Consider the following 21,065-nt stretch of genomic DNA (forward strand, 5'->3'; position numbering starts at 1 on the left):
AACCGCGCATGGCCCGCTTTCCCGCTTCTTCCCCCCGTTCTGCGCGCGCGCCCTTGTGGCGGCGGCGCGTCGTTCTGGCGTTTCAGGTGCTCGCGGGGCTGGTCGTGCTGGCTTGCGCGGTGCTGGCGATCACCGTCTATGTCTCGGAAGGGCAGCTTCCGAGCTATGACGAGCTGAAATCGTCCCCCAACGGCCAGATGATCCGGGTCCATGCCGCCGACGGCACGGTGATCGTCTCGCTCGGGCCGAGCTATGGCGAATGGCTCCCCTACGGCAGGATTCCGCTCGCGATGCGCGAGGCGATGGTCTCGGTCGAGGATCGCCGCTTCCGCTCGCATTTCGGCGTGGACCCGATCGGCCTCGCGCGTTCGATCCGCTTCGCGATCGACAATCGCGGCAATGGCCGGCGGTTGCAGGGCGCGTCGACCATTACGCAGCAGGTCGCGCGGACGATCTTCCTGTCGAACAAATATACTTTCGGCCGCAAGGGCCGCGAGATGCTCCTCGCGCTCGCGCTCGAACGCAAGTTCACCAAGGATCAGATCCTCGAACTGTACCTCAACAAGGTCTATTTCGGTGGCGGTGCCTACGGGATCGACGCGGCGTCACGCCGGTTCTTCGGCCATGGCGCGGATACGCTGAGCCTGTCCGAGGCGGCGATCGTCGCGGGGCTGGTGAAGGCGCCTTCGGTCTATTCGCCGACCGCCGATGCGCAGGCCGCGGTCGACCGCGCGGGCGTCGTCATCAGGCTGATGCAGGAAACCGGCGCGATCACCGCGGAACAGGCGGCCGAGGCAAACCCCAAGGACGTCAAGCTCGCCCCCGAGCCGAAGCAGAACAGCGTCCGTTATTTCACAGACTGGGCGCTCCCGCAGCTCGAGGTACTGATCGACGAGACGCAGCGCCCGCTCGAGGTATGGACTACGCTCGACCTCGGGATGCAGCGCGCCGCCGATGCCGCGATCCGCGCGAATGCCCCGTCGGGCGCGCAGGGCGCGCTCGTCGCGATCGACCGTGACGGCGCGGTGCGCGCGATGGTCGGCGGGACCGACTACGTCACCTCGATCTACAATCGCGCGACTCAGGCACAGCGCCAGCCGGGGTCTGCGTTCAAGCTGTTCGTGTATCTCGCGGCGCTCGAAGCGGGGCACAAGCCCGAGGATTCGATTGTCGACGAACCGATCACGATCGATGGCTGGAGCCCGCGCAACGACAGCCGCCACAACAGCGGCGCGGTGTCGCTGCGGACCGCCTTCGCCTATTCGCTCAACACGATCGCCGCCAAGCTCGGACAGGAAGTCGGTTTCGCGACCGTCGCGGACATGGCGAAGCGCTTCGGGATTACGACCAAGGTCAACACGCATCCGTCGATGGTGCTCGGCACGTCCGACGTCCGGCTGATCGACATGACACGGGCTTTCGCAAGCGTCGGCAATAAGGGCGTCGCGGTGACGCCGTACGGCATCACCAAGGTCACCGCGTCGGGCGAGACGATCTATGCCCAGACGGTGGATACCAGCCATGTGCTGGTGGCACCGTTCGTCGCCGCCCAGATGACCGACCTGCTCCAGACCACCGTCAACACCGGCACCGGGCGCGCCGCGCAGATCGGCCGTCCGGTCGCCGGCAAGACCGGCACGACGTCGTCGAACAAGGATGGCTGGTTCCTCGGCTTCTCGAGCGGGCTGACGACGGGCGTGTGGATGGGGCGCGACGACGCCAAGCCGATCGCGGGGCTCCATGGGGGTACCGCGCCAGCCAAGGCGTTCGCCGATTTCATGAAGGTCGCGGTCGCCAGCCGTCCGGTCGAACAGTTCGACACCAAGGTCACACTCCCAGAATATCAGCTCGAGCCCGATCAGGAATCCTATTTCGGCGAGGCGGACAACGGCCTGTTCGTCGATGCGGATGGCAATCCGGTCGAACCGGGCACTCCCCCGCAGCCAGCGCCCGAGAGCGGCCAGCAAGTCGACCCAGACGGCAATCCGATCGTCCGCCAGCCACCGCGTGCGCCCGAGACCCAGGGCGACGGCGCACAACCTGCCGAGCGTCCCGCGGACGGGGAAAAGCTCGATCAGGCGTGGCTGGACCATGTGCTTGGCCGGGACGGCCAGCGCCAGCCACCGCGCACCGTGCCACGGGACCGCGTTCAGGCGGTGCCGTCAGACCGTCAGGATCCGCGCCCGACCCAGTGAAGCGCGGCGCCGTTCGCGCGCAGCCAGGCGTGCGAGCGCGCCGGATCGTTCTCGTCGAGCAAGGCGACGACACGGTGGAATTGCGGCCCGTGGTTCATGTGGAGCCGATGCGCCACCTCATGCGCTACGGTCGAGCGGCGGACGTAGTCGGGCATCAGGATGAGCCGCCAGCTATAGCGGATCGTCCCACTCGACGCGCAACTGCCCCAACGACTTCGGGCATCGCCGACGGCGACCTTCGTGACGGTGACCCCGGCGCGCTCGGCGAACTCGGCGGTCTCCGCGCTCAGTACGCGAAGCGCCTCACGCTTCAGCCACAATTCGATCCGCCGCGACAGGCCGTCGCGCGACCCGCCACAGCGCAGGACATCCCCGTCGCGCGTGATCCGCCGGGTCGAGGTTTCGTCCCACGTGATGGTGAGGTCGCCATCGCCGAACGGAAAGCTGCGGCCCGGTTCGAACGGAACGGCCTGAGGGAGGCGCGCGCGCTGTTCCGCGATCCAGTCCGCCTTGCCCGCCGCCCAAGCGAGCGCGGTCTTCAGCGATGCACGCGGGGGGAGCACCAGCCGCACTCGCCCGGTCGCGCTATCGACCGACAGCCGCGCGCGACGCGCGCGGGCGTTGCGGACGACCTCGGGTTGCTCGGTCACAGCTCGCGGTCGACCAAATGATATTCGAGTTCGCCCGCGTCGTCCTCGGAGATCGTCCAGCCGCGAACCGACTGCCCGGCGCGGTGAACCGCCTCGCGATCGCCGCAGACGAGATAGTGCCACTCGTGCAGCGGTTCGTCCGCCGCGCGCAGGCGGTAGGCGCAGGTTGAGGGGAGCCAGTCGATCGTCCGCACATTGTCGCGGCTCAGCCGGACGCATTCGCTGACATAGGCGTGCCGGTGCTTGTAATTGGAACACAGCGCGGTCGCGCGGTCGAGCAGGCGGCAGGAGACGTTGGTCGGGAGCAGCTCGCCGGTCTCGTCATCCTCGAGCTTGTGGACGCAGCATTTGCCGCATCCGTCGCACAACGCTTCCCATTGCCCGCGGTCGAGCGTGTCGATCGGCTCTTCCCAGAATTTTCCGCTCATTTGACCCACCGTTCGAGTTCGCTCGCGACCGCCTGCGGGGTCTGGTCCTGCGGCAGCAACGCCACTGGCTTGCCCGCCGGGTCCATCAGGAACGCAAAACGCCCGTGCGCGACGAGATATCCGCCCTGCGCGTTCGGCTTCTCCGCCTGGACCGCGACCCCATACGCCTTGGCGAGCGCGAGGATTGCCGCCGGGTCGCCCGTAAGGCCGACCATCCGGGAGTGGAACGCGCTGACGAACGCCTTGAGCACGGCGGGGGTATCGCGTTTCGGGTCGACCGTGACGAAGACCGGCACGACGTTCGCCGCGCGCGTGGCGTCCTTCGCGTCGAACAGGCGCAACCCGGCGCCGATCGTCTGCATGTCGGTCGGGCACACGTCCGGGCAGAAGGTGTAGCCGAAATACATGATGCGATAGCGCCCGGCAAAGTCGCGGTCGGTGCGGGTCTTTCCATCCTGGTCGGTCAGGCGGAACGGAGCGCCAATCCGGGCGCCCTCGAGTGGCGGCCGATCATTCGGGGCGGGGCTGCTGCACGCAATGGGGAGCGCAGCCAGCAGGAACGCGGACAGCGCGCGGATGATCTGGTTCATGGCGTGTTTGGTCATGATCTGTTAGCACGCACCGCGCAAGCACTGCGCCGGTTTCGCCTTCTGTCAGGACTCTTATCCGATGACTTTCCGCTCCATCGCCAGCACGTTCGCGATCCTCGCCGCCCCGGTCGCCCTGGTCGCGACCCCGGCCGCGGCACAGCTCGGCCAGTCGGAGGGCTATAAGTTCCTCCAGGCGATCAAGGACGGGAAGGGGGACGAGGTGACCAAGTTCCTCGACAAGCCCGGGGCCACGGTGATCAACACGCGCGACGTGACCAATGGCGACGGTGCGCTCCACCTCGTGGTGCGCCGGCAGGATTCGACGTATCTCAATTATCTGCTCGCGCGGGGGGCCGATCCCAACCTGAAGAACAATCGCGGCGAGACCCCGATCCTGATCGCGGCCAATCTGGGGTCGACCGATATCATCGAGAACCTCGTCAAGCATGGCGCGAACGTCAATCTCGGCAATGCCAGCGGCGAGACGGCGCTGATCCGCGCGGTCCAGCGTCGCGATGCCACGATGGTGCGCAGCCTGCTCGACCTGGGCGCCGATCCGGACCAGAAGGATCTGCTGCAGGGCTCGTCCGCGCGGGATTATGCGCATCAGGATGCGCGCACGCCGGCAATCGCTGCGCTGATCGATGCGGCGAAGAAGAAGGAGCGCAAGGCGGTGTCCGGGCCGAAGCTGTAGCGTTCGACCATGATCTCGTTTGTCACCCCGGCCCCTTTCCGGGGCTGACGAACGGTACCGATTACCCCGTAAACGCCAGCCCGTTGGCATCCGGATCGGTCAACGCGATCATCCGCCGCGCCGCCCGCCGCGCAAAGGCGAGCGTAACGCGCTTGCGCGTTGCAGCCGACAACGGATCGGTATGCGCCTCCCGCAGGATCGCGGCATCGTAGCGATCGGCGACGATCACCCCGGTCCGTTCGGGCAGAAAACCTTCGCGGTCGAGCGGGCTGGCGTCGAACCCAGCCGGCACTGCCCAGTAATAGCGGTCGCAACAGCCGAGATATTCGGTCCATTTCGAATCGCCGAGCAGATCGGCGCGCGAGACCTTGATCTCAACGATGACGATCTGACCCCGGGCGTCGATCGCCATCAGGTCGGCGCGACGATTGCCGTCGAGCGGAACCTCGCTCAGCGCGACCAGATCGTGCCGTAGCAGCATCCGGATCGTGCCGCGCGCCACGTCGGCGGCGCATAAAGGGGAGCCCGGCGCATCGATACAGGATTGCGGGGGAGAGTCGGGCGCATCGTCTAACATGCGCCGATCCTAGAACATTTCACGAACGCGTCAAACCCGACGCGACGGATTGCTCAGCGATAGAAGACGTGGTTGCCGATCGCGGCGACCTGCTGGCGGTGCCAGCCCGGTGCGGCGCGCTTCGCGTGGAAATACATCGCGTCGGAGGCTGGGCTGTCCCAGCTGTCGGCAAGCGCGACGCGGGCGACCGCGATGGCGGTGCGATACTGGCGGTTCGAAGGGACCGACGGGACATGTCCGCCACGAACGAACGAGAACTGGCCGGGCTGGGTCACGACCGAGCAGACCGACTTGGGGAAATGCCCCGACTTTGAGCGGTTGAGGATCACCTCGGCGACCGCCAACTGGCCACTAAGCGGTTCGCCCTTGGCCTCGAAGTAGATCGCGCCGGCCATGCATTGAAGCTCGTCGCCCATGTCGTCCGGGACCGACTGTGCGGCAACCGCCGCATCGAGGGTTCCGTATGCGACTTCGTCGCCGTCCTGCAGTTCGTCGTTCGCCATCGGCTCCTTGATATCCGCTTCCTGGACGACGCCGGCTTCGGGAACCGAAGCAACGACCGGGGCGTTAATTGCCCGATCGAGCTGCTGAGCGAAGCCCGGCGTGCCCGCGCCGATGATGGCGGCTGCGGTGAGGATCATCGTCGCACAGGTGGCGACGCGGTTAGCAAACGACATTCAAACTACAAAAGTGCGGTTGGTGCGCGGACATAAACGACCGTTAGGTCGTTTACCCGGACATCCCCCCGACTGCGTAACCCCACCGGATCGCACCCGGCATGGCACAACGCCCATGACTGTTGCATTGGCTATCCATGGGCCGGGTCAGATGGTCAACTCGCCAGGATTGTTTCTGCGGCGAATCGTTCCGGCGACGCGATGTCCAGTTCGATCACCCACAAATCCGGATCCCGGTCGCGCCTTCGCCGCCAATACGACTCGCGTTCGGCGACGTTGGCAGAGTCGGCTGGACCGGTTGCGACCAGGGCCGGTTTGCCCAATTGGTCGAGAGCGCGCTCCATTATGCTGGAGTGCCCAATATTATCGTTAAGAATCAATAAAATAGCACCGGAATTTGGTTCGCCTCGGGCGCGCACCATGCCCATGCCACCCGCGTCGTTCGCGCGCTTGAGCAGCGCCGAAACGAGCAGCCCGCTAGGCAGCAATGCCGTCACGACGCGCGATAGCCGGGCAGGGTCGCAAGCGGGATCTGCGAGCGCATGAAAGTGCCGGTACCCCGCGCCGCCTCGTCACCTGCCGCGTCGATCAACCGCGCTTCGGCGACGAACACCCGGCGATGGCCGGACACCCAGCGTCCCTCGGCAACTACCGGTCCTTCGCGCAGCGGCTTTGTCAGCAGGAGGTTAAAGGCGGTGGTGAGGAGGAATCGGTCCGTCACCAGACTGTTGGCGGCGTAGAAGGCGGCGTCGTCGAGCATCTTGAAATAGCTCGTGCCATGCGCCGCACCGCCGGCGTGATAGACCTTGGGATCAACCCGGAAATGGATCCGCGCGACTCCGGCTTCGGGAATTTCCAGCGTGGATTCGAACAATTGGTTGATCGGTGCTGCTGCATAGAGCGTTTCGAGGGCACGGAAATGCGCCGCCTCGCCCGATGGACTTACGGGTTCAGGCGGCATCACGCGCTTCATCCGCCATCAGCAGGGCGACGAGCGCATCGCGCGATCCGGCACCGCGCAGCTTGTCGACGAACGACGCATCGCGCAGCATCCGCGAGACGCGTGCGAGCGTCTTGAGGTGTTCCGCCCCGGCATCGGGCGGGGACAGCAGCATGAAGACGATATCGACCGGGAGATCGTCGACTGCCGCGAAATCGATCGGGTTGGCGAGCCGAGCGAACACGCCGCAGACCTTTGAAAGCCCAGGAAGTCGGCCGTGTGGCGTCGCTACACCACGCCCGAATCCGGTCGACCCGAGTTTCTCGCGCGTAGCGAGCGTCTCGGTAGCCGCAGCGGCGTCCACGCCATAGACCTTGGCCGCCACGCTGCCGAGGTGCTGGAACAGCATCTTGCGCGTCCCCGCGGTTTCGCGTTCGAGCACAGCATCGGCGCTCAGAAGATCGTGCAAGTCAGTCATCGCAATCCTTGGGCCCGCGACAGGCACGGGTGCTTGCGCGGGCCCATAGCGCCGATCAGGGATCAGCGAAAGCGGAGCGAAACATTATGAAACGCGCTGCGGCTCCACCCAACCGATCGTGCCATCCCCGCGGCGGTACACCATGTTGTAGGTGCCCGAGCCCGAATTGCGGAACAACAGCGCCGTCGTATTGCGCAAATCGAGCATCATCACTGCGTCCGAAACGGTCGCATCGGGAATGTCGACACGGGTTTCCGCGACGATCAGCGGGAAATCCTCGACCTCTTCCTCGGCGGTATTTTCCTGGAACAGCGTATAGCCCGCATCACCCGACGCCAGTTCGGCGGCCGCGGTGGAGGCCGCACTGGTCGCGGCGGCGCTACGATCCTTGAGGCGGCGCATGTAGCGGCGCAGCTGCTTCTCGATCTTGGTCGCGGCGGTATCGAACGCGGCGTGCGCTTCGGAAGCGTCGCCGCTCGCCTTCAGGATCAGGCCCTGCATGACGTGGCAGACGATGTCGCAGGTGAAGCGGTTGTCGTGCGGTCCCTTGCCGAAGGTCACCTGCGCCGAGATCGTCCGCGCGAAATATTTGGTCGCGATGCCCTGGAGGCGCTCGTCGACATGGGTCCTGAGCGCGTCGCCCGTTTCGACCTGATGGCCTGAAACCCGAATATCCATGAGCATTCTCCATAGTAGCGCCGGACCCCGTTGTTCGGGTCTTCCAGCTGGTAGATGACGTCTGCCGGACGCCTCGACCCCCCAATCGGTAGAAGTCAGTTGACCGCCTCGCCTCCCCACAAAGGATTGACGACCGACTTCATGAACGCTGCGTGCCGGACGAGATCCGCGTCCGGCACGGTAAAGACACGCGCGGGGCGGACCCGCGCGGGCGCGACGGGCGCAGAGGCGACCGCCACTTCGATGGTTTCGCTGATCAACCCGAGCCCGATCTGCCGGCCGCCGGTCAGCTCGACATAGACCTGCGCGAGCAGTTGCGCGTCGAGCAACGCGCCGTGGAGCGTGCGATGGCTGCGGTCGATCCCGTAGCGGCTGCACAGCGCATCGAGATTGTGCTTCGCGCCGGGGTGCCGCGTCCGCGCCATCGCGACCGTATCGATCATCCTTCCAAGATGGATCGGGGTGCGGCTGCACCGAACCAGCTCGCCGTTGAGGAAGCCGAAATCGAAACTGGCGTTGTGTGCGACGAGCGGACTGTCTTCGAGAAACTCGAGCAGGGCTTCGGCACCATGATGGAACAGCGGCTTGTCCGCGAGGAACGCGTCGCTCAGCCCGTGGACGCGTTGCGCCTCGGGCGGCATCGGGCGTTCGGGGTGGAAATAGGCGTGGAAGGTGCGGCCGGTCTCGACCCGGTTGATCATCTCGACACACCCGATCTCGACCATGCGGTCGCCATCGGAAAAACTGAAGCCCGTGGTCTCGGTGTCGAAGACGATCTCTCTCATAGACTCAGGATAGTGGGGTTTTGTGCGCTGCGAGGCAAGCGATGATCCGGCGCACCGCGTCGCGCGTCTCATCCAGCGAACCGCCTGTCGGAACGACATAATGTGCGCGCGCGACCTTCTCCGCATCGGGGAGTTGGCGCTCGAGGATCGCGTCGAATTTCGCCTCGGTCATGCCCGGGCGTTCCAGAACACGTGCGCGCTGGACCGATTCGGGCGCGGAAACGACGACGATCGTATCGACTCGCGACTCGCCGCCGGTTTCGAACAGCAGCGGGATATCGAACACGACGATCGGCGCATCTGCATGCTCGGCAAGGAAGGCGGCGCGCTCCTCGCCGACCGCCGGGTGAACGATCGCTTCGAGCCGCTTCAGCGCGGCCGTATCCCCGAGCACCATCGGCCCGAGTTTCGCGCGATCGACTCCTCCCGGCCCGGTCGATCCGGGAAACGCCGCCTCGATCGCGCCGACCAGCCGCCCGCCCGCGCCCTGCAACCGGTGCACCGCAGCGTCAGCATCGAACACCGGCACGCCTTCGTCGGCGAACATCGCAGCGACCGTCGACTTGCCCATGCCGATCGAGCCGGTCAGGCCGATCGTGATCATGCGGTGAGCAGGTCGCGCAGCTTGAGGTCATGGTCTTCGTCGCGCGGGGGGGCCGCACCGAAGAACAGTTCGAACGCGAGTGCGGCCTGGCCGATCAGCATGTCGAGCCCGTCGATCGTGTCGAGGTCGCGCGCGCGTGCCGCCACGAGCAGCGGGGTTTCGAGCGGCGCATAGACGACGTCATAGACGATCGCATCCTCCGGCAGCGGATCGAGATCGAGGTCGAGCGGGGGCTGGCCCGCCATACCGAGCGAGCTTGCGTTGACGACGAGTGCGGCGGGGGGGAGCGTCGCGGTCAGCGGCAACGCCTGGCCCTTCAGCCCGAACGACGACAGCAGCGCGGCGGCCTTGAGCACGTTGCGGTTGAGCACCGTCACCGGCCCAACCCCGAGCTTCGCCAGCGCGAACAGCACCGCGCGCGCCGCGCCGCCCGCACCGATCACCACCACCGGCGCGCCGGTTAGATCGACCCCGCCCAGCGGGGCGTAGAAGCCCGCCGCGTCGGTGTTGGTGCACAGGAACGCGCCGTCCTCGCCGCGGAACACCGTGTTCGCCGCGCCGATCGTGCCCTTTACGCCGCCCGGATCGGCAATGTGATCGAACACCGCCTGCTTGTGCGGCAGCGTGACATTGCACCCGCGCCAGTCGGGGTCGGCGGTCCGTTTCGCAAAATAGCCCGCGAGGTCGTCGGGCGCGACGTGGCAGGTGCGATAGTCGCCCTCGAGCTTGAGCGCGTTGAGCCAGAAGCCGTGGATGATCGGCGATTTGGAGTGCGCGATCGGGTCACCGATCACTTCTGCATAGATCATATCGGCATCACTCCGCGGAGACGTAGATAATCGAGCACCTGCAACAGCGGCAGCCCGAGAACGGTGAATTGGCTTCCCTCGATCCGCGTGAACAGCTGCGCACCGGGGCCTTCGATCCGGTAACAGCCGACGCAGCCGGAAATCTCGGGCCATTCCTGGTCAAGATAGCTTTCGATGAAGTCGTCCGACAGCGGCCGGACGTGCATCTTCGCGCGATCCACCACCCGCCACACCGGGCGACCGCCCTCGGCGATCACCGCCGCGCTGATCAAATTGTGGCGTTTGCCTGACAGGCGGCGCAGATGGTCCGCGGCCTGATCGCGCGAGGTCGGTTTGTCGAGCAGCGTGCCGTCCTCGATCGCAACGACCGAGTCACAGCCGAGGACGAGCGCCAGGCTGTCGCGCGACGACACCTTAAGCGCCTTGAGCTCCGCGAGCGCATCCGCGAGATCGCGCGGCGCAAGGCCATCGCCGAGCAACGCGGCCTTGGCGCTGTCCTCATCGACATGCGCCGACACCGCTTCGAACGGAATCCCCGCCGCGGTCAGCATCGCGCGCCGAGATGCGCTCTGCGAGGCAAGCACCAGCCTCACAGATCCCCCCGCGGCACGATCCCGCGTTCCCCGACCAACGCGATGATCGCGGCGGCGGTTTCCTCGATCGACCGCCGGGTGACGTCGATCACCGGCCAGCCATTGTCCGCGAACATCCGTCGCGCATAGGCGACTTCACGGGTCACTGCTTCATGGTCGACATAAGCGGTTTCGGTCTTCTGGTTAAGCGACAGCAGCCGGTTGCGACGGACCTGAATCAGCCGGTCCGCGCTGGTCGTCAGCCCGACGACGATCGGATTCTTGAGCGTGTAGAGATTGAGCGGGGGCGGGCTTTCGATCACGATCGGGATGTTCGCGGTCTTGAACCCGCGGTTCGCCAGATAAATCGAGGTCGGCGTCTTGGACGACCGCGACACGCCCGCGAGCACGATGTCGGCCTCTTCCCAGTCTTCCGACAAAATCCCGTCGTCATGCGCGATGGTGAACTGGATCGCGTCGACCCGCGCGAAATAGGCGGCATCGAGCACGTGCTGCCGCCCCGGCCGCGCCTTGGCAGCCTGCCCGAGCAACCCCGACAGCGCCCCCGTCACCCCATCGAGCGGCGCGACCGCGGGCAGGCCGAGCGCGCGGCAGCGCGTCTCGAGCGTCTTGCGCGTCTCGCTGTTGACCAAAGTGAACAGCACGAGCCCCGGATTTTGCGAAATCTCCTGCAGGATCCGCTCGAGATGCGCCTCGGTGCGCACCATTGGCCAGAAATGCCGGATCGTTTCGACATCGTCATATTGCGCGAGCGCCGCCTTGGCGATGTTCTCGAGCGTCTCGCCGGTCGAATCCGACAGCAGGTGGAGATGAAGCCGCATCAACCGCGCCCCCGGGAAAGGCCTGTGGATAACATGCGGATAAGCGCTAGCGTAACTTCGCCGCCGCGCAAAGCGGCCCGGATCGGTGGACAAGCCCAGCGTTATCCACAATCGCGTGCACAGCGCCCGAAGTTATCCACAGGCTGTGAGTCATGGGGACAGAATCGCAGGACGTCTCGCTGAATCGGCCGCGGGAGTCGGCGCGCGCTGTTGGCAATTCGGGGACAATTGCATAAGCCCCGGCTTCCACCGGCCAACAACCGCTATTACCATTCAAGAATCTAGACTCTTATAGAAGTGGGGACGGCGATCCTGCCTGCATCGACTCAATCCGGACCGCTGTATCAGGCGCCTTTCAAACCGCTGCTCGCGACGCTGAAAGGCACGCGCCAGGACGTTCCGCCGATCTGGCTGATGCGCCAGGCCGGGCGCTATCTCCCGGAATACCGGGCGTTGCGCGCCGAAAAGGGCGGGTTCCTCGCTTTGGTCAACGACAGCGCAGCCGCCGCCGAAGTCACGATCCAGCCGATCCGCCGCTTCGGATTCGACGGCGCGATCCTCTTTTCCGACATCCTGATGGTACCCGCGGCGCTCGGGCAGGGACTCACCTTCGGCGTCGGCGAAGGGCCCGCGCTGACTCCCCCGCTGGTCGATCACGCGCTGTCGTCGCTTGAACAGGCCCCTGAGCGGCTGGAACCGGTCTATGAGACGGTCCGGCAGGTCGCGGGGATGCTGGGGGACGAGACCACCTTCCTCGGCTTTGCTGGCAGCCCCTGGACGGTTTCGACCTATATGGTTGCCGGCAAGGGCAGCCGCGACCAGAGCGAGACGCGCCGGTTCGCGTACGGGGACCCCGCGGCATTTGGCGAGATCATCGACGCAATCGTGACCTCGACCGTCGACTATCTCTCGAAACAGATCGAGGCGGGCGTCGAAGCGGTGCAATTGTTCGACAGCTGGTCCGGCAGCCTCAGCCCCGCGCAGTTCGAACACTGGGTGATCGCGCCCAATGCTGCGATCGTCTCCGCGCTTCACACGCGGCACCCGGGCGTACCGGTGATTGGCTTTCCGAAGGGGGCCGGTGAAAAATTGCCGAGCTACGCACGCGAAACCGGAGTCGATGCGGTCGGCGTCGACGAGACGATCAACCCCGAATGGGCGGCGGCGAACCTCCCCGAGGGGATGCCGGTCCAGGGCAACCTCGATCCGCTCGCGCTGATTGCGGGCGGTCGTGATCTCGAAGCGGCGGCGGCGCGGATCCTCACGGCATTCGAAGGCCGCCCGCACGTCTTCAACCTCGGCCACGGCATCCTGCAGGACACGCCGATCGCGCATGTCGAGCAGTTGCTCGCCTTCGTACGGAACGCATGATGGCTGGAATGCTCGGCAACACCTATCTCTGGGTCAAGGCAGCGCATCTGATCTTCGTGATCTTCTGGATGGCGGGGCTGTTCATGCTGCCGCGCTATCTCGTCTATCATCAGGAAGCGCTGGCGGGCGCGGGCGGCGACGCCGGGCTGTGGGTCGAGCGCGAGGCCAAGATCCGCAACATCATCCTGACCCCGGCAATGATCGTCGTGTGGGTGCTCGGGCTAGTGCTCGCGGCCAATGCCGGGCTGTTCTCGGGCGTGGTGGGGCTCGGCTGGCTGCATCTCAAGCTGCTGCTGGTGGTGATCCTGACCGGCTATCATGGCTGGGCGGTCGGCTATGCGCGCAAGCTCGCGGCGGGCAAGCCGACGCTGACCGGGCGCCAGCTGCGGATGATCAACGAGATCCCCGCGGTGCTGGTGACCTCCATCGTGATCCTGGCGATCGTCCAGCCGTTCTGACTCCAGCGCGGATGCGTCACGGCTTGACGCGTCCGCCACCCGGTCGTATCTGGCGAGGATATCGTAGTGAGATGGCCCCGCGCCGTTCGGCTTCAATATCCTTCCTCAAGCATCGTCGCGTACCCTTCGCCGACTGAAGCTCCTCCTCCGCATCTTCATGCTCCGGACGCCCGAAATGCATCTCAAAGATCTCAAGAACAAGAAGCCGGCCGAGCTGGTCGCGATGGCCGAGGCGCTCGGGATCGAGAGCGCGTCGACGCTGCGCAAGCAGGACCTGATGTTCGCGATCCTCAAGGTCCAGGCCGAGCAGGGCGAGCAGATCATGGGGCTCGGCACGATCGAGGTGCTCCCCGACGGCTTCGGCTTCCTGCGCAGCCCCGAGGCGAACTATCTCGCGGGCCCCGACGACATCTACATTTCGCCCAACCAGGTCCGCAAGTTCGGCCTGCGCACCGGCGATACCGTCGAAGGCGAGATCCGCGGGCCGAAGGATGGCGAACGCTATTTCGCGCTGGTGCGCCTCACCGCGGTCAATTTCGACGATCCCGATGCAGTCCGCCACCGCGTCAATTTCGACAATCTGACGCCGCTGTATCCGGAAGAGAAGCTCACGCTCGATCCGTCCGACCCGACCGTCAAGGACAAGTCGGCGCGCGTGATCGACATCATCTCGCCGCAGGGCAAGGGCCAGCGCACGCTGATCGTCGCGCCGCCGCGTGTCGGCAAGACGGTGATGCTCCAGAACATCGCCAAGGCGATCACCGACAACCACCCCGAGGTGTTCCTGATCGTCCTGCTGATCGACGAGCGGCCCGAGGAAGTCACCGACATGCAGCGCTCGGTCAAGGGCGAGGTGGTCAGTTCGACCTTCGACGAACCCGCGACGCGCCACGTCCAGGTCGCCGAAATGGTGATCGAAAAGGCCAAGCGCCTGGTCGAGCACAAGAAGGACGTGGTGATCCTGCTCGACTCGATCACGCGTCTCGGCCGTGCCTACAACACCGTCGTGCCGTCGTCGGGCAAGGTGCTGACCGGCGGTGTCGATGCGAACGCGCTCCAGCGCCCGAAGCGCTTCTTCGGTGCCGCGCGCAACATCGAAGAGGGCGGTTCGCTCTCGATCATCGCGACCGCGCTGATCGATACCGGCAGCCGCATGGACGAAGTGATCTTCGAGGAATTCAAGGGCACGGGTAACTCCGAAATCGTGCTCGACCGCAAGGTCGCGGATAAGCGCATCTTCCCCGCGCTCGACGTCGGCAAGTCCGGCACGCGCAAGGAAGAGTTGCTGGTCGACCAGAGCAAGCTCTCGAAGATGTGGGTGCTTCGCCGCATCCTCATGCAGATGGGGACGATCGACTCGATGGAGTTCCTGCTCGACAAGATGAAGAATTCGAAGACCAACGAAGACTTCTTCGAAAGCATGAACCAGTAATCCCGCAGTAACGGAGCGCGGGCGGGTTACAGCAGCGTGCGCCGCCCTCGCGCCTCGAAGTCGAGCAGCCATGCCTTGGTCCGGCTGCCCGCTCCCGCCGAATAGGCGCCGAGCGTGCCGTCTGCATTGAGCACGCGGTGACACGGGACGAGGATCGGGAAGGGGTTGCGCGCGCACACCTGCCCGATCGCGCGCGCGCTCGAGCCGGCTGCCATTGCTAGCGCCCCGTAACTCATCGTCTCGCCATAATCGATCGCGCACATCGCATCGCGGAGCGCTTGGCCGCGCACGGTTGCTGCGGGGGCAAGTGGGACTTCGAACGCGGTGCGCTCGCCCGCGAACCACGCCTGTAATTGCTCCACCGCCGCACGGACCGCAGCGGAGGCGCCAGGCATATGCGGCCAATCCTCGTCACCGATCTCGATCGCGTCGATCTGCGTATCACCACCCCGCAGGGTCACGGACCCAACAGGCGTTGCGATCCGGGCCATATCGCGCGCATACATGGGCACATCATGCAGCGCGGCGCTCGCCCGCTCAAGGGGAGAAGCCGCGGTGAAGATCAACGTCGAAGTCGATTGTACGCCCGAGGAAGCACGCCGCTTCATGGGCCTCCCCGACATGGCGCCGGTCCATGAAAAATATCTGTCGATGCTGACCGGATCGATGGACGGCGCGGCTGCGCCCGAAATGATCGAGACGATGATGCGGAGCTGGGCGCCGATGGGGGATGCCGGAATGGCGATGTGGCGGCAGATGTTCGACCGCGCGACCAAATAGACGATGTCGGACCGCGATACGATCTACGCGACCTCGAGCGGCGCGCCGCCCGCCGCGATCGCGATCATCCGGGTCAGCGGGGCAGGGGCGATCGCCGTGGCGACGTCGCTCGCGAATACGGTGCCGGCACCGCGGCGCGCATCGCTGCGGGCGTTGCGGCACCCCGACACTTTGGCGTTGCTGGACCGTGCGATCGTATTGCTCTTTCCGGGTCCGGATACGGCCACCGGGGAGGATCTGGTCGAGTTCCATGTGCATGGCGGTCGGGCGGTCGTTGCCGCAGTCGAAGGCGCGATTGGCTGTCTGCCGGGGACACGGCGCGCCGATGCTGGCGAATTCACGCGCCGCGCATTGGCCAATGGCCGGATCGACCTGACCGAGGCGGAAGGTCTCGGTGATCTGCTCGCGGCGCAGACCGAGACGCAGCGACGCGCGGCTTTGCGGATCGCGGAAGGGGGGCTTCGCGCGGAGATCGACCGCTGGACCGACGCGCTGATCGCGGTCGCGGCGGAGATTGAGGCGGCACTCGACTTTTCGGACGAGGACGATGTCGCCGACGCATCGGTCGCAGAGACGACGGCAAACATAGCGAACATCGCCTACGCGATCGATCGCCTGCTTTTGGCACCCCCGGTCGAGCGGCTCCATGACGGGATCCGGGTCGTCATCGCAGGGCCGCCCAACAGCGGAAAGTCGACGCTGATCAACGCGCTTACCGGGCGCGAGATCGCGATCGTCTCCGCGATTTCGGGAACGACGCGCGATCGGATCGAGGCGGCGGTGGTTCGGCGGGGGGTCGCCTATCTGCTCACCGATACCGCCGGGCTAACCGAAACCCCGGGCGACGAGATCGAACAGATCGGCATCGCGCGGGCGCAGGCGGCGATCCTTGGTGCGGATATCGTGGTGTGGCTCGACGATGGCGCACCACCTAATGACGGCTATCTGGCGATCCATCCCCGTGCGGATGACCCCGAGCGTATGGTGGTTCCCGATGGCCGTATCCCGGTCGCGGCGCGGATCGGTGTCGGCGTCGACCTGGTATGGGCGGCGATCGAACGACGCGCGTTGACGTTGCTGCCGCAGGAGGATGGCCTTGCGGTCAACGCACGGCAACGCGACCTCTTGCTGCAATGCAGCGCGGATTTGCATCATGCTGCTGCACAGTCCGATCTGCTCCTTGTTGCCGAGAACCTTCGCGGTGCGCTTCTGAGCCTCAATGCCGTTGCGGGGCGGAGCGGGATCGAGAACGTCCTCGACTCGATCTTCGCGCGTTTTTGCATCGGAAAGTGATGTTCCACGTGGAACGTTTTGACAGCACGGCCCGCGCGACCTAGCGAATGACACCATGGAACAGTTCGATGTTATCGTCGTTGGCGGCGGTCACGCGGGAACCGAAGCGGCTGCCGCTGCGGCGCGGCGTGGCGCGCGGACGGCGCTGATCAGCTTTGATCCGCAGAAGATCGGCGCGATGTCGTGCAACCCTGCGATTGGGGGGCTCGGCAAAGGTCACCTCGTTCGCGAAGTCGACGCGTTTGACGGCCTCATCGCGCGCGCGACCGACCAGGCAGGCATTCACTACCGGATGCTCAATCGCAGCAAGGGGGCAGCGGTTCAAGGGCCGCGCGTACAGGCGGATCGTCGGCGTTATGCTGCGGCAATCCAGGCCATGCTGTCAGCCGAGCCTTCCCTTACGATCGTAACAGGCGAAGTTGCCGCGCTGATACTCGAACGCGCCAACACGGTTTCTGGTGTCGTTCTTGCCGACGGCAGGCAATTGCGATCGGCAGCGGTCATCCTTGCGACGGGGACATTCCTTGGCGCGCGGATGTTCTGCGGCGAAGAGCGGAGCGTCGGCGGGCGGTTGGGCGAGGCCGCGGCCTCGCTGCTGGCAACGCAATTGTATGCAGCGAAGCTGCCGATGGCGCGGCTCAAGACCGGAACGCCGCCTCGGCTTGATGGGCGGACGATCGACTGGGCCGCGCTCGCACAACAGCCAAGCGATGACGACCCCTGGACGATGTCCCCCGCATCCGAGGGGCGGGTGCTTCCGCAAGTCCATTGCGCGATCACGCGCACGACCGCGGAAACGCATGACGCGATCCGGGCAGGGCTCGATCGCTCGCCGCTGTTCGGCGGTGACATTGCGGGGCAGGGACCGCGTTACTGCCCATCGATCGAGGACAAGATCCATCGGTTCGGGGATCGCGACGGACATCAGATCTTCCTCGAACCCGAGGGCCTCGACGATCATGTGATCTATCCCAACGGGATTTCGACATCGCTCCCGGTTGATATCCAGCAGGCGATGATCGCGTCGATTCCGGGGCTCGAGCAGACCCGGATCCTCGCGCCCGGTTATGCGGTCGAATATGATCATATCGATCCGCGGGCGCTGGCACCGACGCTTGAGGTGCGCGCGATGCCGGGGTTGTTCTGCTGCGGCCAGATCAACGGTACGACCGGATATGAGGAAGCCGCGGGGCAGGGGCTGATCGCGGGGATCAACGCCGCGGCTCGTGCGCAGGGCAGTGCAACACTGGTGCTCGACCGGGCGTCGAGCTATCTCGGCGTGATGATCGACGATCTGGTGTTGCAGGGGATCACCGAGCCGTATCGCATGCTTACGGCACGCGCGGAGTTCCGCTTGCGGTTGCGTGCGGACAATGCCGAGACCCGGCTGTCGCCGATCGCCGAACAGCTCGGGTGTCTCAGCACCGCCCGGCGGAACCGACTTGAGAAACGGTCTGAGATGCTCGCGCATGTCGCTGAGGCGCTGGAGCGGCCGGTTTCGTCGGCAATACTGCGGGAACGCGGTGCGCCGGTCGAGCAAGCGCCGGTCCTGCGGAGTGGTGCGGAATGGCTTCGCGTTGCCGGTGTCACGCTCGATATGGTCGCGCCTGATCTAGCGGCCACAGTAACGCCCGATGTCCGGAGCGAGGGTGCGGAAGATGCGCGCTACGCCCCTTATGTTGCGCGACAGGATGAGGAGGTCCGCGCGCTTCGCGCGAATGATACGATCCTCATTCCGGACGCGACCGACTTTGCCGGCATCGCCGGACTGTCGACCGAGATGATCGAGCGACTGAATGCCGCCCGGCCGACGACGCTGGGCGGGGCAGGGCGGATCCGCGGTATTACGCCCGCCGCGCTGACGGCGATCCTGTTGCGCGTTCGCCGGCGCGCGGCATGACCGAAGACGAAGCAAAAGGCTGGATCGCGGACCGCTATGGCGCGGCTGCGGTCGATCGGCTTTCCATCCTCGTTGCGCATGTTGCGGCTGAGGCGGTGCGTCAGAACTTGATCGCGCCCTCCACGATGGAGACGATCTGGAACCGTCATATCGTCGACTCCGCGCAGTTGCTCGATCATGCACCACGGACCGGGCTTTGGCTCGACATTGGGAGCGGGGCGGGGTTTCCCGGGATGGTGCTCGCTATGTTGGGCGAGCATACCGTTTGCTTGGTGGAACCACGGCGACGCCGCGCTACCTTCCTGTCCGAGCTTGCAGACGCGGTGGGGGTTCACGCCGGCGTCGATGTTCGGTGTTCGCGCGTGGAGACGGTAACGCTTCAGGCGGATATCATCACCGCCCGTGCGGTCGCGTCGCTCGACAATCTTTTCGCCTGGAGCGCGCATGTTGCCACCCCGGAGACGCGCTGGATCCTGCCCAAGGGCAAGTCCGCGCTGGAAGAGGTGGCCAGTGCGAAGAAGGCGTGGCATGGTGTGTTTCACGTGGAACATAGCATCACCGACCCCGCGTCGATGATCATACTCGCATCAGGGGTGACACGGCGATGAACGTCATTGCGATCGCGAATCAAAAAGGCGGCGTGGGGAAGACCACGACGGCCATCAATCTTGGGACCGCGCTTGCGGCGACCGGGCTGCGCGTCCTCTTGCTCGACCTCGATCCGCAAGGAAACGCGTCGACGGGCCTTGGAATCAGCCGCGCCGACCGGACGCATTCGACGTACGACATCCTGCTTGGAGAAATTACGATCGAAGCGGCTGCGGTACCGACGGTCGTTCCGCTGCTCGATATCGTTCCCGCAACGGTCGATTTGTCGGGGGCCGAGATTGAATTGGTCGAATATGAGGAGCGCACTCACCGTCTGTCGCGGGCGCTGGCGCGGTCGGATCACCGTTGGGATGTCGTGCTGATCGATTGCCCGCCGTCGCTCGGGTTGCTGACCCTCAATGCGATGGTCGCGTCCAATTCGCTGCTCGTCCCTCTGCAGTGCGAATTCTTCGCGCTCGAGGGACTCAGCCAGCTGCTCAATACGGTCGAGCGGATCCGTGAACGGTTCAACCCCGGACTGTCGATCATGGGGGTTGCGCTGACGATGTACGATCGCCGCAACCGCCTTACCGAGCAGGTCGCGAACGACGTCCGCGCGGTGCTTGGTCGGGTGGTGTTCGATACGGTGATCCCGCGCAACGTGCGCCTGTCCGAAGCGCCGAGCCATGGTCTTCCCGCGCTGATCTATGACCATCGGTGCCTTGGGTCCGAAGCCTATATCGCGCTCGCCCGCGAATTGATTGCGCGTTTGCCCGGCGCGCCAAAGCCGATCCTTGAACCCCAGCCAGCCAGGGCCGCATGACCGACGCCACCACCCCCGCTACCCGTCCCAAGCCCCGCTCCGGCCTCGGGCGTGGCCTGAACGCCCTTATGGGCGATCTGGCACGCGAGGAGCCCGTGGGCGGGTCACAGGCGGGGGCGTCGCCGGGAATTCGGTCGTTGCCGGTCGGATCGCTGACCCCCCATCCAGGCCAGCCGCGTCGGCATTTCGACGAGGCCGCGCTCGAGGAGCTCGCGCAGTCTATCGCGTTGCGGGGGCTGATCCAGCCGATCGTCGTTCGGCCTCATGGCACGGGTTATCAGATCGTCGCAGGCGAGCGCCGCTGGCGCGCGGCGCAGCGCGCGCGTTTGCATGAAGTCCCGGTGATCGTCCGCGATTTCGACGACACACAGACGATGGAAGTCGCGCTGGTCGAGAACATCCAGCGGCAGGATCTCAACGCGATCGAAGAGGCCGAGGCGTATCAGCGGCTGATCGAGGACTTCGGGCACACGCAGGAAGCGCTCGGCAAGCTCGTCCACAAGTCGCGCAGCCACGTTGCGAACCTGTTGCGACTGCTCGAACTCCCCAAGCAGGTGCAGGAGCGCGTGCTCCACGGCGCGCTGTCGATGGGGCATGCCCGCGCGCTGATCGGCGCGCCCGATGTCGAGGCGCTGGCGGACAAGATCGTCGATCGCGGGCTTTCGGTGCGCGATACCGAGAAGCTGGTACGCGCGACCAAGCCGATCCAGCGTTCGCCGAGCGACGGGGCAGGGCGCGACCCCGATCTCGCGGCGCTCGAGCATCAATTGGGCGACCTGCTCGGGCTTGGTGTGCGCGTCCAGTACGGGCCGAAGGGCGGCACGCTGACGCTGAGCTATTCGACGCTCGACCAGCTCGACATGGTGTGCCAGCGGCTGACGGGCGAGCGCATCTAGGCGCA

Annotated in this window: 26 protein-coding genes; 11 read left to right on the forward strand and 15 right to left on the reverse strand. The window is 65.6% G+C overall.

The window, feature by feature from the left end; genetic code table 11:
• The first annotated feature begins 8 nt into the window (after positions 1 to 8).
• A complete protein-coding gene (locus RH91_RS05225; protein ID WP_029623622.1) occupies positions 9 to 2,195 on the forward strand; it encodes a transglycosylase domain-containing protein in 2,187 nt (728 codons plus the stop codon).
• Here RH91_RS05225 and RH91_RS05230 read toward each other — a convergent pair.
• The 3 genes from RH91_RS05230 to RH91_RS05240 are packed head-to-tail and all read right to left on the reverse strand — an operon-like array spanning position 2,171 to position 3,878.
• Entirely contained in the window at positions 2,171 to 2,845 is a 675-nt protein-coding gene (locus tag RH91_RS05230) for a M48 family metallopeptidase (RefSeq protein WP_010161534.1), read from the reverse strand. The two genes, RH91_RS05225 and RH91_RS05230, sit on opposite strands and share 25 nt — an antisense overlap.
• Positions 2,842 to 3,273 carry a YcgN family cysteine cluster protein gene (locus RH91_RS05235; protein ID WP_010161535.1) on the reverse strand — a complete coding sequence of 144 codons (432 nt, stop codon included), beginning with the start codon at positions 3,271 to 3,273 and terminating at the stop codon, positions 2,842 to 2,844. The genes RH91_RS05230 and RH91_RS05235 overlap by 4 nt, the downstream gene beginning before the upstream one ends.
• Positions 3,270 to 3,878 carry an SCO family protein gene (locus tag RH91_RS05240; protein ID WP_010161536.1) on the reverse strand — a complete coding sequence of 203 codons (609 nt, stop codon included), beginning with the start codon at positions 3,876 to 3,878 and terminating at the stop codon, positions 3,270 to 3,272. The genes RH91_RS05235 and RH91_RS05240 overlap by 4 nt, the downstream gene beginning before the upstream one ends.
• 64 nt (positions 3,879 to 3,942) lie before the next feature.
• Between RH91_RS05240 and RH91_RS05245 the strand changes: the two genes are divergently transcribed.
• Entirely contained in the window at positions 3,943 to 4,557 is a 615-nt protein-coding gene (locus RH91_RS05245) for an ankyrin repeat domain-containing protein (RefSeq protein ID WP_010161537.1), read from the forward strand.
• Positions 4,558 to 4,618: 61 nt separating this feature from the next.
• Here RH91_RS05245 and RH91_RS05250 read toward each other — a convergent pair whose 3' ends face one another.
• The 11 genes from RH91_RS05250 to RH91_RS05300 all read right to left on the reverse strand — a co-directional run bounded on the left by RH91_RS05250 (position 4,619) and on the right by RH91_RS05300 (position 11,522).
• Positions 4,619 to 5,134, reverse strand: coding sequence for an MmcB family DNA repair protein (locus RH91_RS05250; protein WP_026046342.1), 516 nt, complete (start codon positions 5,132 to 5,134; stop codon positions 4,619 to 4,621).
• A 53-nt stretch (positions 5,135 to 5,187) separates the two neighbouring features.
• Complete coding sequence (locus RH91_RS05255; protein WP_010161539.1) at positions 5,188 to 5,811, reverse strand: cell wall hydrolase; 624 nt, start codon at positions 5,809 to 5,811, stop codon at positions 5,188 to 5,190.
• 155 nt (positions 5,812 to 5,966) lie between these two features.
• Entirely contained in the window at positions 5,967 to 6,308 is a 342-nt protein-coding gene (locus RH91_RS05260; protein WP_029623624.1) for a DUF1491 family protein, read from the reverse strand.
• Positions 6,305 to 6,772, reverse strand: coding sequence for a PaaI family thioesterase (locus RH91_RS05265; RefSeq protein ID WP_010214512.1), 468 nt, complete (start codon positions 6,770 to 6,772; stop codon positions 6,305 to 6,307). Before RH91_RS05265 ends, RH91_RS05260 begins: the two co-directional genes overlap by 4 nt.
• Entirely contained in the window at positions 6,762 to 7,229 is a 468-nt protein-coding gene (locus RH91_RS05270) for a PTS sugar transporter subunit IIA (protein ID WP_010161542.1), read from the reverse strand. Before RH91_RS05270 ends, RH91_RS05265 begins: the two co-directional genes overlap by 11 nt.
• 84 nt (positions 7,230 to 7,313) lie before the next feature.
• Positions 7,314 to 7,907: a ribosome hibernation-promoting factor, HPF/YfiA family gene (gene hpf, locus RH91_RS05275; protein ID WP_010161543.1), complete on the reverse strand. Its 594-nt coding sequence runs from the start codon at positions 7,905 to 7,907 to the stop codon at positions 7,314 to 7,316.
• Positions 7,908 to 8,002: 95 nt separating this feature from the next.
• Positions 8,003 to 8,692, reverse strand: a complete 690-nt coding sequence (dnaQ, locus tag RH91_RS05280) for a DNA polymerase III subunit epsilon (RefSeq protein ID WP_010161544.1) — start codon at positions 8,690 to 8,692, stop codon at positions 8,003 to 8,005.
• 4 nt (positions 8,693 to 8,696) lie between these two features.
• Positions 8,697 to 9,296 carry a dephospho-CoA kinase gene (gene coaE / locus RH91_RS05285; protein ID WP_010161545.1) on the reverse strand — a complete coding sequence of 200 codons (600 nt, stop codon included), beginning with the start codon at positions 9,294 to 9,296 and terminating at the stop codon, positions 8,697 to 8,699.
• Positions 9,293 to 10,105: a shikimate dehydrogenase family protein gene (locus tag RH91_RS05290; RefSeq protein ID WP_010161546.1), complete on the reverse strand. Its 813-nt coding sequence runs from the start codon at positions 10,103 to 10,105 to the stop codon at positions 9,293 to 9,295. Before RH91_RS05290 ends, coaE begins: the two co-directional genes overlap by 4 nt.
• Positions 10,102 to 10,656 (reverse strand): nucleoside triphosphate pyrophosphatase, encoded by a 555-nt coding sequence (locus RH91_RS05295; protein ID WP_010161547.1) that lies wholly within the window; start codon positions 10,654 to 10,656, stop codon positions 10,102 to 10,104. The genes RH91_RS05290 and RH91_RS05295 overlap by 4 nt, the downstream gene beginning before the upstream one ends.
• 38 nt (positions 10,657 to 10,694) lie before the next feature.
• A complete protein-coding gene (locus tag RH91_RS05300) occupies positions 10,695 to 11,522 on the reverse strand; it encodes a pyruvate, water dikinase regulatory protein (protein WP_010161548.1) in 828 nt (275 codons plus the stop codon).
• 294 nt (positions 11,523 to 11,816) lie between these two features.
• Between RH91_RS05300 and hemE the strand changes: the two genes are divergently transcribed.
• The 3 genes from hemE to rho all read left to right on the forward strand — a co-directional run bounded on the left by hemE (position 11,817) and on the right by rho (position 14,780).
• Entirely contained in the window at positions 11,817 to 12,890 is a 1,074-nt protein-coding gene (gene hemE, locus RH91_RS05305) for a uroporphyrinogen decarboxylase (protein ID WP_010161549.1), read from the forward strand.
• The gene (locus RH91_RS05310; protein WP_029623627.1) at positions 12,890 to 13,348 is read left to right on the forward strand and encodes a CopD family protein; all 459 of its coding nucleotides are present in this window, start codon (positions 12,890 to 12,892) and stop codon (positions 13,346 to 13,348) included. The genes hemE and RH91_RS05310 overlap by 1 nt, the downstream gene beginning before the upstream one ends.
• 175 nt (positions 13,349 to 13,523) lie before the next feature.
• Positions 13,524 to 14,780 (forward strand): transcription termination factor Rho, encoded by a 1,257-nt coding sequence (rho, locus tag RH91_RS05315; RefSeq protein ID WP_010161551.1) that lies wholly within the window; start codon positions 13,524 to 13,526, stop codon positions 14,778 to 14,780.
• A 26-nt stretch (positions 14,781 to 14,806) separates the two neighbouring features.
• Here rho and RH91_RS05320 read toward each other — a convergent pair whose 3' ends face one another.
• Positions 14,807 to 15,286: a methylated-DNA--[protein]-cysteine S-methyltransferase gene (locus tag RH91_RS05320; protein WP_010161552.1), complete on the reverse strand. Its 480-nt coding sequence runs from the start codon at positions 15,284 to 15,286 to the stop codon at positions 14,807 to 14,809.
• A gap of 49 nt (positions 15,287 to 15,335) precedes the next feature.
• On the opposite strand from RH91_RS05320, the gene RH91_RS05325 reads away from it, so the two are divergent.
• The 6 genes from RH91_RS05325 to RH91_RS05350 are packed head-to-tail and all read left to right on the forward strand — an operon-like array spanning position 15,336 to position 21,060.
• Positions 15,336 to 15,560: a DUF6489 family protein gene (locus tag RH91_RS05325; protein ID WP_010161553.1), complete on the forward strand. Its 225-nt coding sequence runs from the start codon at positions 15,336 to 15,338 to the stop codon at positions 15,558 to 15,560.
• Positions 15,561 to 15,563: 3 nt separating this feature from the next.
• On the forward strand, positions 15,564 to 16,853 hold the full coding sequence (mnmE, locus tag RH91_RS05330) for a tRNA uridine-5-carboxymethylaminomethyl(34) synthesis GTPase MnmE (protein ID WP_010161554.1): 1,290 nt from the start codon (positions 15,564 to 15,566) through the stop codon (positions 16,851 to 16,853).
• 55 nt (positions 16,854 to 16,908) lie between these two features.
• Positions 16,909 to 18,753 (forward strand): tRNA uridine-5-carboxymethylaminomethyl(34) synthesis enzyme MnmG, encoded by a 1,845-nt coding sequence (mnmG, locus tag RH91_RS05335; RefSeq protein ID WP_010161556.1) that lies wholly within the window; start codon positions 16,909 to 16,911, stop codon positions 18,751 to 18,753.
• Positions 18,750 to 19,361: a 16S rRNA (guanine(527)-N(7))-methyltransferase RsmG gene (rsmG, locus tag RH91_RS05340; RefSeq protein WP_010161557.1), complete on the forward strand. Its 612-nt coding sequence runs from the start codon at positions 18,750 to 18,752 to the stop codon at positions 19,359 to 19,361. Before mnmG ends, rsmG begins: the two co-directional genes overlap by 4 nt.
• Positions 19,358 to 20,164, forward strand: a complete 807-nt coding sequence (locus tag RH91_RS05345) for a ParA family protein (protein ID WP_010161558.1) — start codon at positions 19,358 to 19,360, stop codon at positions 20,162 to 20,164. The genes rsmG and RH91_RS05345 overlap by 4 nt, the downstream gene beginning before the upstream one ends.
• Positions 20,161 to 21,060, forward strand: coding sequence for a ParB/RepB/Spo0J family partition protein (locus tag RH91_RS05350; protein WP_029623628.1), 900 nt, complete (start codon positions 20,161 to 20,163; stop codon positions 21,058 to 21,060). The genes RH91_RS05345 and RH91_RS05350 overlap by 4 nt, the downstream gene beginning before the upstream one ends.
• The last annotated feature ends 5 nt before the right edge of the window (positions 21,061 to 21,065 follow it).

It is taken from the genome of Sphingomonas sp. PAMC 26617 (genome assembly GCF_000242835.1).
Classification (GTDB): domain Bacteria; phylum Pseudomonadota; class Alphaproteobacteria; order Sphingomonadales; family Sphingomonadaceae; genus Sphingomonas.

Bases quoted from the DNA above. Each gene is read 5' to 3' on its own strand.
- RH91_RS05225 (WP_029623622.1), top strand. From the start codon at position 9: ATGGCCCGCTTTCCCGCTTCTTCCCCCCGTTCTGCGCGCGCGCCCTTG.
- RH91_RS05235 (WP_010161535.1), bottom strand. From the start codon at position 3,273: ATGAGCGGAAAATTCTGGGAAGAGCCGATCGACACGCTCGACCGCGGG.
- RH91_RS05240 (WP_010161536.1), bottom strand. From the start codon at position 3,878: ATGACCAAACACGCCATGAACCAGATCATCCGCGCGCTGTCCGCGTTC.
- RH91_RS05245 (WP_010161537.1), top strand. From the start codon at position 3,943: ATGACTTTCCGCTCCATCGCCAGCACGTTCGCGATCCTCGCCGCCCCG.
- RH91_RS05250 (WP_026046342.1), bottom strand. From the start codon at position 5,134: ATGTTAGACGATGCGCCCGACTCTCCCCCGCAATCCTGTATCGATGCG.
- RH91_RS05255 (WP_010161539.1), bottom strand. From the start codon at position 5,811: ATGTCGTTTGCTAACCGCGTCGCCACCTGTGCGACGATGATCCTCACC.
- RH91_RS05265 (WP_010214512.1), bottom strand. From the start codon at position 6,772: ATGCCGCCTGAACCCGTAAGTCCATCGGGCGAGGCGGCGCATTTCCGT.
- RH91_RS05270 (WP_010161542.1), bottom strand. From the start codon at position 7,229: ATGACTGACTTGCACGATCTTCTGAGCGCCGATGCTGTGCTCGAACGC.
- hpf (WP_010161543.1), bottom strand. From the start codon at position 7,907: ATGGATATTCGGGTTTCAGGCCATCAGGTCGAAACGGGCGACGCGCTC.
- dnaQ (WP_010161544.1), bottom strand. From the start codon at position 8,692: ATGAGAGAGATCGTCTTCGACACCGAGACCACGGGCTTCAGTTTTTCC.
- coaE (WP_010161545.1), bottom strand. From the start codon at position 9,296: ATGATCACGATCGGCCTGACCGGCTCGATCGGCATGGGCAAGTCGACG.
- RH91_RS05290 (WP_010161546.1), bottom strand. From the start codon at position 10,105: ATGATCTATGCAGAAGTGATCGGTGACCCGATCGCGCACTCCAAATCG.
- RH91_RS05295 (WP_010161547.1), bottom strand. From the start codon at position 10,656: ATGCTGACCGCGGCGGGGATTCCGTTCGAAGCGGTGTCGGCGCATGTC.
- RH91_RS05310 (WP_029623627.1), top strand. From the start codon at position 12,890: ATGGCTGGAATGCTCGGCAACACCTATCTCTGGGTCAAGGCAGCGCAT.
- rho (WP_010161551.1), top strand. From the start codon at position 13,524: ATGCATCTCAAAGATCTCAAGAACAAGAAGCCGGCCGAGCTGGTCGCG.
- RH91_RS05320 (WP_010161552.1), bottom strand. From the start codon at position 15,286: ATGTATGCGCGCGATATGGCCCGGATCGCAACGCCTGTTGGGTCCGTG.
- mnmE (WP_010161554.1), top strand. From the start codon at position 15,564: ATGTCGGACCGCGATACGATCTACGCGACCTCGAGCGGCGCGCCGCCC.
- mnmG (WP_010161556.1), top strand. From the start codon at position 16,909: ATGGAACAGTTCGATGTTATCGTCGTTGGCGGCGGTCACGCGGGAACC.
- rsmG (WP_010161557.1), top strand. From the start codon at position 18,750: ATGACCGAAGACGAAGCAAAAGGCTGGATCGCGGACCGCTATGGCGCG.
- RH91_RS05345 (WP_010161558.1), top strand. From the start codon at position 19,358: ATGAACGTCATTGCGATCGCGAATCAAAAAGGCGGCGTGGGGAAGACC.
- RH91_RS05350 (WP_029623628.1), top strand. From the start codon at position 20,161: ATGACCGACGCCACCACCCCCGCTACCCGTCCCAAGCCCCGCTCCGGC.